Annotated in this window: 12 protein-coding genes; 11 read left to right on the top strand and 1 reads right to left on the bottom strand. The window is 69.4% G+C overall.

Features of this window, described 5'->3' with window-relative positions:
• Window positions 1-293 precede the first annotated feature (293 nt).
• From ngcE to GHR20_RS08560, 10 genes are all read left to right on the top strand, one after another.
• The gene (gene ngcE / locus GHR20_RS08605; protein WP_148026752.1) at window positions 294-1736 is read left to right on the top strand and encodes an N-acetylglucosamine/diacetylchitobiose ABC transporter substrate-binding protein; all 1443 of its coding nucleotides are present in this window, start codon (window positions 294-296) and stop codon (window positions 1734-1736) included.
• A 29-nt stretch (window positions 1737-1765) separates the two neighbouring features.
• Window positions 1766-2692: a sugar ABC transporter permease gene (locus GHR20_RS08600; protein ID WP_111581008.1), complete on the top strand. Its 927-nt coding sequence runs from the start codon at window positions 1766-1768 to the stop codon at window positions 2690-2692.
• 4 nt (window positions 2693-2696) lie between these two features.
• On the top strand, window positions 2697-3620 hold the full coding sequence (locus GHR20_RS08595) for a carbohydrate ABC transporter permease (RefSeq protein ID WP_111581009.1): 924 nt from the start codon (window positions 2697-2699) through the stop codon (window positions 3618-3620).
• A 201-nt stretch (window positions 3621-3821) separates the two neighbouring features.
• Complete coding sequence (locus tag GHR20_RS08590) at window positions 3822-5033, top strand: ROK family transcriptional regulator (RefSeq protein ID WP_111581010.1); 1212 nt, start codon at window positions 3822-3824, stop codon at window positions 5031-5033.
• A gap of 133 nt (window positions 5034-5166) precedes the next feature.
• Window positions 5167-6270, top strand: coding sequence for a substrate-binding domain-containing protein (locus GHR20_RS08585; RefSeq protein ID WP_153815901.1), 1104 nt, complete (start codon window positions 5167-5169; stop codon window positions 6268-6270).
• Window positions 6271-6466: 196 nt separating this feature from the next.
• Window positions 6467-7258: an ATP-binding cassette domain-containing protein gene (locus GHR20_RS08580; RefSeq protein ID WP_161214881.1), complete on the top strand. Its 792-nt coding sequence runs from the start codon at window positions 6467-6469 to the stop codon at window positions 7256-7258.
• Window positions 7255-8562: a sugar ABC transporter permease gene (locus GHR20_RS08575; RefSeq protein ID WP_111581013.1), complete on the top strand. Its 1308-nt coding sequence runs from the start codon at window positions 7255-7257 to the stop codon at window positions 8560-8562. Before GHR20_RS08580 ends, GHR20_RS08575 begins: the two co-directional genes overlap by 4 nt.
• 66 nt (window positions 8563-8628) lie before the next feature.
• Window positions 8629-8967 carry a hypothetical protein gene (locus GHR20_RS08570; RefSeq protein WP_153812840.1) on the top strand — a complete coding sequence of 113 codons (339 nt, stop codon included), beginning with the start codon at window positions 8629-8631 and terminating at the stop codon, window positions 8965-8967.
• A 233-nt stretch (window positions 8968-9200) separates the two neighbouring features.
• Complete coding sequence (gene dxs / locus GHR20_RS08565) at window positions 9201-11129, top strand: 1-deoxy-D-xylulose-5-phosphate synthase (protein ID WP_153812839.1); 1929 nt, start codon at window positions 9201-9203, stop codon at window positions 11127-11129.
• Between the two features lie 151 nt (window positions 11130-11280).
• Window positions 11281-12792, top strand: coding sequence for an amino acid permease (locus tag GHR20_RS08560; RefSeq protein WP_153812838.1), 1512 nt, complete (start codon window positions 11281-11283; stop codon window positions 12790-12792).
• A gap of 50 nt (window positions 12793-12842) precedes the next feature.
• On the opposite strand, the gene GHR20_RS08555 is transcribed toward GHR20_RS08560, so the two are convergent.
• Window positions 12843-13229: an NTP pyrophosphohydrolase gene (locus tag GHR20_RS08555; RefSeq protein WP_111581017.1), complete on the bottom strand. Its 387-nt coding sequence runs from the start codon at window positions 13227-13229 to the stop codon at window positions 12843-12845.
• 69 nt (window positions 13230-13298) lie between these two features.
• Between GHR20_RS08555 and GHR20_RS08550 the strand changes: the two genes are divergently transcribed.
• A complete protein-coding gene (locus GHR20_RS08550) occupies window positions 13299-14315 on the top strand; it encodes a hypothetical protein (RefSeq protein ID WP_111581018.1) in 1017 nt (338 codons plus the stop codon).
• Window positions 14316-14334: the final 19 nt, after the last annotated feature.

Raw genomic sequence — 14334 nt, 5'->3', positions numbered from 1 at the left:
CAAGGGCGTTGGGCGTGTCATTCCGGGGCCGATGTCGCGTGGATTTCTCAGAGGCCGCGCACAACCCGTTCCTCTGTCCGCGAGGTCTCAACTCGGAAAAGACCCACGGCCAACCCTGCATTCGATCTTGCTCCGTCGGCGGGAAGTGGACTATACCTGTCGGCGCCCGGTACAAGAGCAATCCCGGCAGTTCATGCACGAAGCACTTCCTGTACCACCCAGCTTGACCCGACCGCGGTGCCGGGCAGGATCCGGTTCACCGCCTGAGTCCTGGAGAAGGCGAGGACTTGAGCATGGGATCCACTGCGCACGACCGTGAGGGTGTCGGCCGCCGAGAACTGATCAGGCGGTCCGCCGCGCTCGGCCTGGTCGCCGTTCCGGGGATGAGCCTGCTGTCCGCCTGCGCGAGCAGCGGCGGCGACGGCCAGACCAAGGCGAAGGCCGGAAAGAAGACCGCCAAGAACCCGCTCGGCGTCAACGACACCGCGAAGATGGAGTTCGTCCTCTTCGACGGCGGCTTCGGCAAGGAGTACGCGCAGGACGCGGTCAAGATCTACCAGAAGGACTTCCCCAAGGCCCAGGTGAAGTTCGCCGCCACCCAGAAGATCCAGTCCACCCTCCAGCCCCGCTTCAACCAGGGCAACCCGCCGGACCTCATCGACAACTCCGGCGCCGAGCAGATGGACATGGGCGTCCTGGTCGGCAAGAACCAGCTGGCGGACCTCACCCCGCTGCTCGACGCGCCGTCGTACGACGACCCGGGCAAGAAGGTCCGCGACACGCTGCGGCCCGGCATCGTGGAGATGGGCCAGTTCGACGGCAACCCGGTGTGGATCATGTACTACGCGTACACGGTCTACGGCGTCTGGTACTCCCAGAAGGCCCTCGACTCGCTGGACGCCGAGTACCCGAAGACCTGGGACGAGATGCTCCAGGTGTGCGCCAAGGCCAAGAAGAAGGGCATGGCGGGCTGGACGTACGCGGGCAAGTACCCGTACTACATCCCCTTCTCGCTCTACCCGATGATCGGCAAGGTCGGCGGCGTCGAGGTCCTGAACGCCATCGACAACCTGGAGCCGAACGCCTGGAAGCACCCGGCCGTCAAGGCGTGCTTCGAGGCGTACTACGAGCTGTTCAAGAAGGGCTACATCCTCAAGGGCACGCCCGGCCTGGACCACATCCAGTCGCAGACCGCGTGGGCCAAGGGCGAGGCCCTGTTCATCCCGAACGGCTCCTGGGTGGAGAACGAGTCGGCGAACGTCATCCCCAAGGACTTCGACCTCGCGGTCTCGGCGCCCTCCGGCATCGACGGCGGCGACAAGATGCCCTTCGGCACCATCTGGGCCTCCGGCGGCGAGCCGTTCATCGTGCCCTCCAAGGCGGCGAACCCCGAGGGCGGCATGGAGCAGCTGCGCATCATGCTCTCCGAGGCGTCCTCGAAGAACTTCACCTCCAAGGTGAAGTCGCTGTCCGCCTACAACGGCGGCACCGACGGCATCGAGCTGACCCCGGGCCTGAAGTCGGGCGTGGCGGCGCTGAAGCTGGCCGGCTCCCACGTGGTGAACCCGCGGCTTCAGGACTGGTACGTCCAGTTGCAGAAGGAGAAGATCGGCGTGGGCGCCCTCGGCGAGATGATGGCGGGCCGGCTCACCCCGGCGGAGGCCATAAAGAAGATCCAGGGCTACGCCGACGAGGCCGCCAAGGACACCACCATCAAGCACTACAAGCACCAGTAACCAGCACCCCCGAGCGCACCGGAGTAACGATGCAGCACGGCAAGTACCGGTTCATCGTGGGGTTTTTGGTACTGCCCCTGGGACTGTACGCGCTGTTCGTGGTGTGGCCGTTCATCCAGTCCATCTATTACTCGTTCACGGACTGGACCGGCCTGAGCCCCGAATTCAAGATGGTCGGCTTCGACAATTACAAGAGGATGCTGCACGACGACGTCTTCTGGAAGTCGTTGCAGCACAGCCTGCTCTTCGCTCTGGTGCTGCCGGTCGTGACGATCAGTCTGGCGCTTTTCTTCGCCTTCATGATCAACGTGGGCGGACGGCGCAGAAAGGGCGGCCCCGCCATCACGGGCGTGCGGGGCTCCTCCTTCTACAAGATCGTTTATTTCTTTCCGCAGGTCCTGTCCATCGCGATCGTCGCGCTCCTCTTCCAGTTCGCCTACAACCCGGACAGCGGGGCGATCAATTCGCTGCTGCGCGGGATCGGACTCGATCATGTGCAGCCCTTGTGGCTGGGTGATCCGGGCCTCGCCCTGTGGTGTGTGATGGCGGTGCTCGTCTGGTCCACCACCGGCTTCTTCGTGGTCCTCTTCTCCGCGGGCATGGCCTCGATCCCGGCCGAGCTGTACGAGGCCGCGCTGATCGACGGCGCGGGCCGCGCCGCCACCTTCTTCCGCATCACCCTGCCCCTGCTGTGGGACACCGTGCAGTCCGGCTGGGTCTACATGGGCATCCTCGCGCTGGGCGCCGAGTCCTTCGCGGTCGTACAGATCATGACGACCGGTCCGGGCGGGCCCGACTACTCGACCACGGTGCTGGTCCTGTACGTGTACCAGAAGGCGTTCCGGGACGGTCAGGCCGCCTACGCCACCACCATCGGCGTCGCCCTGCTGGTCGTCACGCTCGCCTTCGCGGCGATCGTGATGCGGCTGGGCCGTCGCGAGCGGCTGGAGTTCTGAACCGATGAAGACGACCGAGACCCCCGCCCCGCCGCCGGCCGAGCCCGGTGCGCGCGTCTCCGAGGCGGATGTGCCGGCGCGGAAGCCGGGCGGCCGCGCGAGGGAGGGCGGCGTCCTCAACGTCTTCTCCCACGGCGTGCTGGTCATCTGGGCGATCATGGTGGTCACGCCGCTGCTGTGGGCGGTGATGACGTCCTTCAAGGACGACAGCTCCATCTTCGGCTCGCCCTGGGCGCTGCCGGACCGGCTGCACTTCGGGAACTGGGCGCGGGCCTGGACCGAGGCCAACATGAGCGGCTACTTCCTCAACACCGTCCTGGTGGTGGGCGGTTCGCTCGTCGGCACCCTGGTGCTCGGCTCGATGGCCGCCTATGTGCTCGCCCGGTTCGACTTCCCGGGCAACCGCTTCATCTACTACCTGTTCATCGGCGGCATGAGCTTCCCGATCATGCTGGCGCTGGTCCCGCTGTTCTACGTGGTGAACAACATGGGCCTGCTGAACACCATCCACGGGCTGATCCTGGTCTACATCGCGTACTCGCTGCCGTTCACCGTCTTCTTCCTCACGGCGTTCTTCCGCACCCTGCCCACCTCGGTGGCGGAGGCCGCGTTCGTGGACGGAGCTTCGCACACGCGTACGTTCTTCCAGATCATGCTGCCCATGGCCAAGCCCGGTCTGATCAGCGTGGGCATCTTCAACTTCCTGGGCCAGTGGAACCAGTACATGCTGCCCACGGTGCTCAACACCGACCCCGACAAGAAGGTCCTCACCCAGGGCCTGGTCCAGCTCGCGGTCAGCCAGGGCTACAAGGGCGACTGGTCGGGCCTCTTCGCGGGCCTGGTGATGGCCATGCTGCCGGTGCTCGGGGCGTACATCGTCTTCCAGCGCCAGGTGGTGCAGGGGCTCACCGCGGGGGCGCTGAAGTAGGCCGCTCCACGTCGGGGGTGACCCTCCGTAGTCGTCCATGCGCACGCCGTCCGGGGCCGCCGGGCGGCGTGCGCCGCTGTGGCGTACCCCGGATCCGGCTCAACCTCTTGACGTGAGTCACCCCGAACGGCTCAGCTTAGAGTTCACTAGTTGGACATACACGGGGCCTCGCCGAAGCGGCCCCGCGCTCAGGAGGTCGTCGTGGAGACTCCAGGGTCGCAGTCGTCACTGCACCGAGCCAACCTGGAGCGGGTGGTACGGGCCGTCCGGCTTGCCGGTTCGCTCACGCAGGCGGAGATCGCGCGGACGACCGGCCTGTCCGCCGCCACGGTCTCCAACATCGTGCGGGAGCTGAAGGACGGCGGGACGGTCGAGGTCACGCCCACCTCGGCGGGCGGCCGCCGGGCCCGCAGCGTCAGCCTCAGCGGGGACGCGGGCATCGTGATCGGCGTGGACTTCGGTCACCAGCACCTGCGGGTCGCGGTCGGCAACCTCGCCCACCAGGTGCTGGCCGAGGAGGCCGAGCCGCTGGACGTGGACGCCTCCGCCGCCCAGGGCTTCGACCGGGCCGAGGAGCTGGTCAGCAGGCTGATCGTGGCCACCGGGGTGGACCGCGCCAAGATCGCGGGCGTGGGCCTCGGCGTACCCGGCCCCATCGACCTGGAGTCCGGCACCCTCGGGCACAGCGCCATCCTGCCCGGCTGGGGCGGCACCAAGCCCGCCGAGGAGCTGGCACAACGCCTCGGCGTGCCGGTCCACGTGGACAACGACGCGAACCTCGGCGCCCTCGGCGAGCTGGTCTGGGGCAGCGGCAAGGGCGTACGCGACCTCGCCTACATCAAGGTCGCCAGCGGCGTCGGCGCCGGCCTGGTCATCGACGGCACGATCTACCGCGGGCCGGGCGGCACCGCGGGCGAGATCGGCCACATCACCCTGGACGAGTCGGGCCCGGTCTGCCGCTGCGGCAACCGCGGCTGCCTGGAGACCTTCGCGGCGGCCCGCTACGTCCTGCCGCTGCTCCAGCCGAGCCACGGCTCCGACCTGACCATGGAGGGCGTCGTACGGCTCGCCAGGGAGGGTGACCCCGGATGCCGCCGGGTGGTCGCCGACGTCGGCCGCCACATCGGCAGCGGTGTGGCCAATCTCTGCAACCTCCTCAACCCCAGCCGGGTGCTCCTCGGCGGCGATCTCGCGGAGGCCGGCGAGCTGGTCCTCGGCCCCATCCGGGAGTCCGTCGGCCGCTACGCGATCCCCAGCGCCGCCCGTCAACTCACCGTGCTTCCCGGGGCACTTGGAGGCCGCGCCGAAGTGCTGGGCGCGCTCGCCCTCGCCCTGAGCGAGATGGGCGATTCAGCCCTTCTGGACGGTTCCGTCACCGGCACTCCGGCCGTGTCCGCCCCTGCCTTCACTTAGAGAAGGAATGGCACCGTTGCCATCTCGTTAAGGATTTACTTCTTGACGTCGCACGTGTGGCCGAGTTGACTTCCAGCCACCTCGGCCGCAACGACGCGGCCTCGTCAGGGAGGTTTGAGAAGTGAACACGCGTATGCGTCGCGCGGCCTTCGCCGTTGCCGCTGGTGCCATGGCCGTCTCGCTCGCCGCTTGTGGCAGCGCCAAGGAGTCGAAGGGCGACAGCTCTTCCTCCGCGTCCTCCGCCAAGAAGGGCGACAACATCAAGGTCGGTCTCCTGCTCCCGGAGAACAAGACCGCCCGGTACGAGAAGTTCGACCGCCCGCTGATCGAGAAGAAGATCAAGGAGCTGACGAACGGCAAGGCGACGATCGACTACAACAACGCCCGTCAGGACGCGAACCTGCAGGCCCAGCAGGTCGACACCATGATCACCAACAAGGTGGACGTCCTGATCGTGGACGCGGTCGACGCCAAGGCCATCCAGAACTCCGTGCAGAAGGCCGTGGACGCGGGCATCAAGGTCGTCGCGTACGACCGCCTGGCCGAGGGCCCGATCAGCGCCTACACCTCCTTCGACAACGAGAAGGTCGGCGAGACCCAGGGCCAGGCCCTGCTGACGGCGCTGGGCGGCAAGGCCACCAAGTCCTCCAAGATCGTCATGATCAACGGCTCGGTCACCGACCCGAACGCCGCCCAGTTCAAGGCGGGCGCCCACAAGGTCCTCAACGGCAAGGTGACGATCGCCAAGGAGTACGACACCAAGGAGTGGTCGCCGGACAATGCCAACTCCGAGATGGAGGCGGCGATCTCCGCGGTCGGCAAGGACAAGATCGCGGGCGTCTACTCCGCCAACGACGGCATGGCCGGCGGTATCATCACCGCCCTCGACGCGGCCGGCCTCAAGGTCCCGGTCACGGGCCAGGACGCCGAGCTCGCCGGTGTGCAGCGCATCGTCGCCGGTTCGCAGTACATGAGCGTCTACAAGCCGTACGCCCCCGAGGCCGACGCCGCCGCCGAGATGGCCGTCGCCCTCGCCCAGGACAAGTCGCTGGACTCCGTCGCCAAGGACAAGATCTCCAGCAACTCCCAGAAGGACGTCCCGTCGGTCCTCGTCCCGGTCACCGCGCTGACCAAGGACAACGTCAAGGACACCGTCATCAAGGACGGCGTCTACACGGTCGCCGACATCTGCACCCCGCAGTACAAGAGCGCCTGCGCCAAGCTCGGCCTGAAGTAAGCCGCGGCAACACGCCTTCCCTCTCGGGGATTTCACCCCCGTAACTCCCCGGAGAACCCCCTCCGTGAGGGGAGAGGGCGTCTCACTGTCCTCCGGCGCTCCGCGACACACACAGCCCCGCAAGCTCGGCGCGGGGCGCCGGACGGAACCCCCCAAACTTCTGCACAACCTCCCGCCGGGTCAGGCGGCGAAGGAGATGGTTCACGTGTCCGCTACGCCCGTGCTGGCGTTGCGCGGGGTCTCCAAGCGGTTCGGTGCCGTCCAGGCGCTCACCGACGTAGAGCTTGAGGTCCACGCCGGTGAGGTGGTCGCCCTGGTGGGCGACAACGGTGCCGGTAAGTCCACGCTGGTCAAGACGATCGCCGGGGTGCACCCGATCGACGAGGGTGCCATCGAATGGGACGGCAAGCCCGTCTCCATCGGCCGGCCCCAAGACGCCCAGGCACTGGGCATCGCGACGGTCTACCAGGACCTCGCGCTGTGCGACAACATCGACGTCGTCGGCAACCTGTTCCTCGGCCGCGAGCTGAGGAAGTGGGGCGTGCTGGACGAGGTCGAGATGGAGCGCCGCTCCCGCGAGCTGCTCACCACGCTGTCGATCCGCATCCCCAGCGTGCGCATCCCGATCGCGTCGCTCTCCGGCGGTCAGCGCCAGGTGGTGGCCATCGCCCGCTCCATGCTCGGCGAGCCCAAGCTGGTCATCCTGGACGAGCCCACCGCGGCCCTCGGCGTCGAGCAGACCGCCCAGGTCCTCGACCTGGTGGAGCGGCTGCGCGAGCGCGGCCACGCCGTCGTCCTCATCAGCCACAACATGGCGGACGTGAAGGCGGTGGCCGACAAGGTCGCCGTGCTGCGCCTCGGCCGCAACAACGGCGTGTTCGACGTCGCCTCGACCTCTCAGGAAGAGATCATCTCCGCCATCACCGGCGCCACCGACAACGCTGTGACCCGCCGTGCGGCGCGTAGCACCAAGGAGGTCCAGAAGTGAGCCTGGACAAGACCTCCACGCCTCCCGAGGACCACACTCCCCAGGACGCCGTAGTGGAGAACCCCGAGGCGGCGGCCGCCGCGGTCACCGCGGTCGACCCCCGCCTGCTCGTCCGCGAACAGGGCCTGATGGGCTACTGGAGCGAGTTCAAGCGCAAGATGAAGGCCGGCGAGCTGGGCTCCATGCCCGTCATCGTGGGCCTCGTGATCATCTGCGTGATCTTCCAGGTGCTGAACTCCAACTTCCTGTCCGCGCAGAACATCAACGACATCACGATCACGATGGTCGGCACCGGCATGATCTCGGTCGGTATCGTCTTCGTGCTGCTGCTCGGCGAGATCGACCTGTCCGTCGGCTCGGTCAGCGGCGCGGCCAGCGCCCTCGCGGCCGTCCTCGCGGTCAACCAGGGCTGGCCGGAGTGGGCGGCGGTGCTGCTCGCCATCGCCTCCGGCGCCGCCATCGGCGCGCTGCACGGCTTCTTCTTCGCGGTGCTCGGCGCGCCCGCCTTCGCCGTCACCCTGGCCGGTCTGCTGTTCTGGCTCGGCTTCATGCTGAAGGTGCTGGGCGCGGACGGCACGATCAACCTCGACTCGGACGGTCTGGTCGGCAAGCTCACCACGTACTACTTCTCGGACGTGGCCGCCGCGTACGGGCTCGCCGTGGTCATGGTCGTGGTGTTCTTCCTCACCTCGTTCCTCGCCAACCGGCGCCGGGAGGCCGCGGGCGTCCCGTCCCGGCCGCTCAGCGACACGGTCCTGCGGACCGTTCTGCTGGCCGTGATCTCGTTCGCCGCCGCGTACATGTACAACCAGTACAAGGGTCTGCCGCTGGCCACCGTGATCTTCCTGGTGTTCCTGATCGGCTCGGACTTCGTACTGCGGCGCACCCCGTACGGCCGAAGGATCTTCGCGCTCGGCGGCAGCGTCGAGGCGTCCCGGCGCGCGGGTATCAACGTGACGGCGGTCCGCATCTCCGTCTTCGCGATCTCCGGCGGCTTCGCGGCGATCGGCGGCCTGTTCCTGGCCTCCAAGATCGCCTCGGCCAACCAGAGCGCCGGCACCGGCGACCTGCTCATGAACGCGATCGCGGCCGCCGTCATCGGTGGCACGTCCCTGTTCGGCGGCCGGGGCCGCACCTGGAACGCCCTGCTGGGTGTGCTGGTGATCGTCTCGATCCAGTACGGCCTCCAGCTGGAGTCCATCGCCGAGCCGGTGAAGTACATGATCACCGCGGCGGTCCTGCTCACGACGGTCGTGATCGACTCGATCACCCGCAAGACCCAGAAGACGGCAGGCCGCGCCTGACGGAACGACGGACAGCCCCCGTGCCGTGAGGCCACGGGGGCTGTCCGTTTGCCGCCCGGAACCGAATTGACGCCCTACCTCGGTGAGCGGGTGGGCGCGAAGGACGTGCGGAAGCTCAAGCTCAAGGCTTGCGGCATCGGCCACTACGCGTGCAAGAACGCCCCGGTCCGCTACCAGAAGGACAAGAGCTATCCCTACGCCTGGTTCTTCTTCGCGCAGAAGGGGCACTTCGACGGCAAGGACTCGATGGTCCGGTTCCGCTTCTACGACGACAGCCAGGGGTTCCTGCACCTGAAGGTGTACGCGCTCGTCACCCACCCCACCGTCCCGGACGCGATCAACAAGGAGTTCGTCACCATGAAGTGGCGGGCCTTCGCCCACATCCTGGGCATGCACCTGGAGTAGGGGAACCCGCCGCGGACCCTGACCTCACGGCTCCGCGGCCGCCCGCGTGAACCCCGGCCCGCCGGCGCCGGGTCCGCGCCGCATGAGGTCGGTCACACGGCTGACCGGGCACCTGCCGAGATCGCCCGATCACGTGATGCCGGTCGGCGACCTGGAGCACCACGCGTCACACCGGAAAGTTAGACTCTGGCGAGCCCGGCAAGCTCGATCAGCTCTATTGCAAGGAGGCACGGGTGCCGCTGCTGACCCGCATCACGGGACCGCGCGATCTGGACCGGCTCAGCCTGGAGGAGCTGGACCAGCTGGCAGGGGAGATCAGGACCTTCCTGGTGGAGGAGGTCTCCAAGACCGGCGGACACCTCGGCCCCAACCTCGGCGTGGTCGAGCTCACCATCGCCCTGCACCGGGTGTTCGAGTCCCCCAAGGACAAGGTGCTCTTCGACACCGGCCACCAGTCCTATGTGCACAAGCTCCTCACCGGCCGGCAGGACTTCTCCCGGCTGAAGATGAAGGGCGGCCTCTCCGGCTACCCCGCACAGGCCGAGTCCGCGCACGACGTCATCGAGAACAGCCACGCCTCCACGGTGCTCGGCTGGGCCGACGGCATCGCCAAGGCCAACCAGCTGATGAAGCGGGACAGCCATGTCGCCGCCGTCATCGGCGACGGCGCGCTCACCGGCGGCATGGCCTGGGAGGCGCTGAACAACATCGCCGCCGCCAAGGACCGCCCCCTCGTCATCGTCGTCAACGACAACGAGCGGTCGTACGCCCCCACCATCGGCGGCCTCGCCAACCACCTGGCCACCCTGCGCACCACCGACGGCTACGAGCGCTTCCTCGCCCGCACCCGCGAGGTGCTGGAGAAGACCCCCGTCGTCGGCCGCCAGCTCTACGAGACGCTGCACGGCGCCAAGAAGGGCCTGAAGGACTTCATCGCCCCGCAGGGCATGTTCGAGGACCTGGGCCTGAAGTACGTCGGCCCGATCGACGGCCACGACATCGAGGCGCTGGAGTCGGCGTTCTCCCGCGCCAAGCGGTTCGGCGGCCCGGTCATCGTGCACTGCCTCACCGAGAAGGGCCGCGGCTACCAGCCCGCCCTCCAGGACGAGGCCGACCGCTTCCACGCCGTCGGCAAGATCCACCCCGACACCGGCCTGCCGATCGCCGCGTCCGGCGCCGACTGGACCTCCGTGTTCGGCGAGGAGATGGTCAGGCTCGGCGAGGAGCGCGAGGACCTCGTCGCCATCACCGCGGCCATGCTCCAGCCGGTGGGCCTCGACAAGTTCGCCAAGCGCTTCCCCGAACGGGTGTACGACGTCGGGATCGCGGAGCAGCACGGCGCCGTCTCCGCCGCGGGCCTCGCCCACGCGGGCGTGCACCCCGTCTTCGCCGTCTACGCCACCTTCCTCAACCGCGCCTTCGACCAGGTCCTGATGGACGTGGCGCTGCACAAGTGCGGCGTCACCTTCGTGCTCGACCGGGCCGGCGTCACCGGCACCGACGGCGCGTCCCACAACGGCATGTGGGACATGTCGATCCTCCAGGTCGTCCCGGGCCTGCGGATGGCCGCGCCGCGCGACGCCGACCAGGTGCGCGCCCAGCTGCGCGAGGCCGTCGCCGTCGAGGACGCGCCGACCGTGGTGCGCTTCTCCAAGGGCGCGGTCGGCCCCGCCGTCCCCGCCGTCGACCGGGTCGGCGGCATGGACGTGCTGCGCGAGGCGGGCACCGAACGGCCCGATGTCCTCCTGGTCTCCGTCGGCGCCCTCGCCCCGATGTGCCTGGAGATCGCCGCTCTGCTGGACAGGCAGGGCATCTCCGCCACCGTGGTCGACCCGCGCTGGGTCAAGCCGGTGGACGAGGCGATGGCCCCGCTGGCCGAGCGGCACCGGGTCGTCGTCACCGTCGAGGACAACAGCCGGGTCGGCGGCGTCGGCTCCACCGTCGCGCAGGCCCTGCGCGATGCGGGCGTCGACGTACCGCTGCGCGACTTCGGCATCCCGCCGCGCTTCCTCGACCACGCCTCGCGCGCCGAGGTGCTCACCGAGATCGGGCTCACCGCGCCGGACATCGCCCGCCAGGTGACCGGACTGGTCGCCAAGCTGGACGGCCGGTTCGACCGTACGGCGGACGCGGTGGACTCCGTGGAATCCGCGCGCGACTAGGACCAGCGCTCCCGACCGGGCCGGTCCCGCCCCTCCTTGCGGTGGCGGAACCGGCCCGCTTGCGTAAGCCTGCCTGTCACAGGGCTCTCGCGGCCCGACCCTCTCGACCAGGTCGACCAGGTCGAGGGCGACACGCGTGGGAGGCAGCAACGTGAGCAGCTCGCTCTTCCGGACGAAGAACGTCGAGCAGTCGATCCGGGACACCGAGGAACCGGAGCATGCGCTCAAGAAGTCGCTCTCCGCGCTCGATCTGACCGTCTTCGGCGTCGGCGTGATCATCGGTACCGGCATCTTCGTCCTGACCGGACAGGTCGCGAAGAACAACGCCGGCCCCGCGGTCGCCCTGGGCTTCGTCGCCGCCGGTGTGGTCTGCGCCCTCGCCGCCCTGTGCTACGCCGAGTTCGCGTCCACGGTCCCGGTGGCGGGCTCGGCGTACACCTTCAGCTACGCCTCCCTGGGCGAGCTGCCCGCCTGGATCATCGGCTGGGACCTGGTCCTGGAGTTCGCGCTCGGCACCGCGGTGGTCGCCGTCGGCTGGTCCGGCTACATCCGCTCCCTGCTGGACAACGCGGGCTGGCACCTGCCGGGCTACCTCTCCAGCCGCGACGGCGCCCACGGCTTCGGCTTCGACATCCTCGCCGCGCTCCTGGTGCTCGTCCTGACCGCGATCCTCGTCCTCGGCATGAAGCTCTCGGCCCGGATCACCTCGCTGGTCGTCGCGATCAAGGTCGCCGTCGTGCTCATCGTGATCATCGCGGGCGCCTTCTTCGTGCAGACCCGCAACTACCACCCCTTCATCCCGCCGGCCCAGCCGGTCCCGGCCGGTGCCAGCCTCAAGGCGCCGCTGGTGCAGCTGATGTTCGGCTGGGCGCCCGCCAACTTCGGCGTGATGGGCATCTTCACCGCCGCCTCGGTGGTGTTCTTCGCCTTCATCGGCTTCGACATCGTGGCCACCGCCGCCGAGGAGACCCGCAACCCGCAGCGGGACGTGCCGCGCGGCATCCTCGGCTCGCTGATCATCTGCACCGTGCTCTACGTGGCCGTCTCCATCGTCGTCACCGGCATGCAGAACTACACCCGGCTGTCCGTGGACGCCCCGCTCGCCGACGCCTTCAAGTCCATCGGGCACCCCTGGTACGCGGGCGTGATCAGCTTCGGCGCCGCCATCGGCCTGACCACCGTGTGCCTGATCCTGCTGCTCGGCCAGACCCGGGTGTTCTTCGCGATGAGCCGGGACGGGCTGCTGCCGCGCTTCTTCTCCCGGGTGCACCCGCGCTTCCGGACCCCGCACCGGCCGACCATCCTGCTCGGTGGGATCATCGCGATCGTCGCCGGGTTCACCAGCCTGAGCGAGCTTGCCGAACTGGTCAACATCGGCACCTTGTTCGCGTTCGTGGTCGTGGCGATCAGTGTGATCATTCTGCGCCGGACGCGCCCCGACCTGCCCCGCGCCTTCCGCACCCCGTGGGTTCCGTTCGTCCCGATCGTCTCCGTGTGCGCCACGCTCTGGCTGATGCTCAATCTGCCCGCCGAGACCTGGCTGCGGTTCGCCATCTGGATGGTGATCGGCTTCGCCGTCTACTTCCTCTACGGCCGCTCGCACAGCCGTCTCGCCCACCCCGAGGAGCCGACGAAGCCGGAGCCCGCGCCGCCGGTCCCGTGACCGGTCGCACGGCGCTGCCGCTGAACCGGCCGAACGGCGCGGCGGCCGGTTCAGCCGAGCACCGCGCGCGGCCCGGTGACCCGCGCCCCCAGCTCCGTCACCCGGCGCCGCAGTTCCCGGTCCGCGGTGACGACCAGACAGGTACGGCCCGCCGCCTCCCCGGCCAGCTCCACGATCCGGTCGTCCCCGCTGCCGGGCGCCTCCGCCACCCGCACCCCCGGCACGGACGCCACCCCGCGCGCGGCGCCCTCGACCACCAGCACCAGTTCGAGCGGCCCGGGCAGCTCCGCCGTACCCGAGTCGGCGTACGCCACCAGGCGGTCGCGCAGCCGTTCGGCGGCCCCGCGCCGGTCGCGCCACCAGCCGTCGGGCACCGAGCCGACCACGTTGGCGCCGTCGACGATGAGCAGGGGCAGGATGTTCGTCATGCCCGCCATGGTGCCCGCTCGGCGCCCGTCACGGTGCCCGCTCGCCGGGCGCCCGGGGGCCCGGCTTAAAGTGACCGGGTGAACGGAGACTGGCTCCTTCGCGGCCGAGACGGCCGGCTCAGTGTCTACCAGTCGTCGGGCGACGCCGTCCTGTGCCGGGCGGAGAGCGCCCCCGGCGGCCCCTGGACCGGCCCGCGCAAGGTCGGCGGCGAACAGAAACTGCATCCCGTCCCGGCCCTCGGCCAGGGCGCGGACGGCTATGCCCACCTGGTGGCCTGGCGCCCCACCGGCAAGGGCGAGTCGGGCCTCGTGCACTCCACCCACTTCCGCGCCCACCTCGCCGCCCTGGACTGGAGCCCGGTCGGCCATCCCGACAAGAAGGGCGACCGCACCGGGCAGCCCTCCGTCGCCGTGGACGCCGAGGGCCGCGCCCATGTCTTCGTGCGCAACAAGGGCGGCGGCGTCAGCATGCTCGCGCAGAAGGAGAAGGGCGGCTGGGAGCCCTGGCGGGACCTCGGCGGCAAGGGCGTCCAGGACGGACTCGCCGCGGTGACGGGGGAGTCCGGCAGGGTCGAGCTGTACGCGGCGGGCCCCGAGGGCGTCCTGTACTGGCGCCAGGAGGCCCCCGGCGCCCCGCCGGTACTCCAGGAGCCCCTGAAGGCCCCGGTCCGCCCAGGGACCCTGTACGCCCTCGCCACCTCCGCGGGGAGCACGACGCTCTACTACACCGGCACCGACGGCGAACTGAACGCCTGGCGGCCCGGCGGCAAGCCCGTCGCCCTGCTGACCGCCGCGGGCCACGGCCCGGTCAGCGCCGTCCGCTGCGAGCTCGACGGCCACGACTGCACCCTGCTGGCCCAGCGCTCCGCCACCGGCCGCGTCGCCTTCGCCGCCTACCCGACCGAACTGGAGTCCGCCGGCGCCTGGTGGGCCGAGTCCGGCCCCCGGCTCACCGTGGACGCCCGGGTCTCCCTCACCACGGACGAGGACGGCCGGGTGGCCGCCGCGACCCTGTCCCCGTCGATCGGCCAGCTCCTGCTGACCCGCCGCAAAGCCGAACCGGGCCTCGCGCTGGAGGCGTGGCGGACGGTGTGAGCGGGCCGTGAGCGGTCCG

The organism is Streptomyces sp. SUK 48 (assembly GCF_009650765.1).
Lineage (GTDB): Bacteria > Actinomycetota > Actinomycetes > Streptomycetales > Streptomycetaceae > Streptomyces.
The sequence above is the reverse complement of the archived record's forward strand: the minus strand, read 5'-3'. Positions and strand labels throughout refer to the sequence as shown.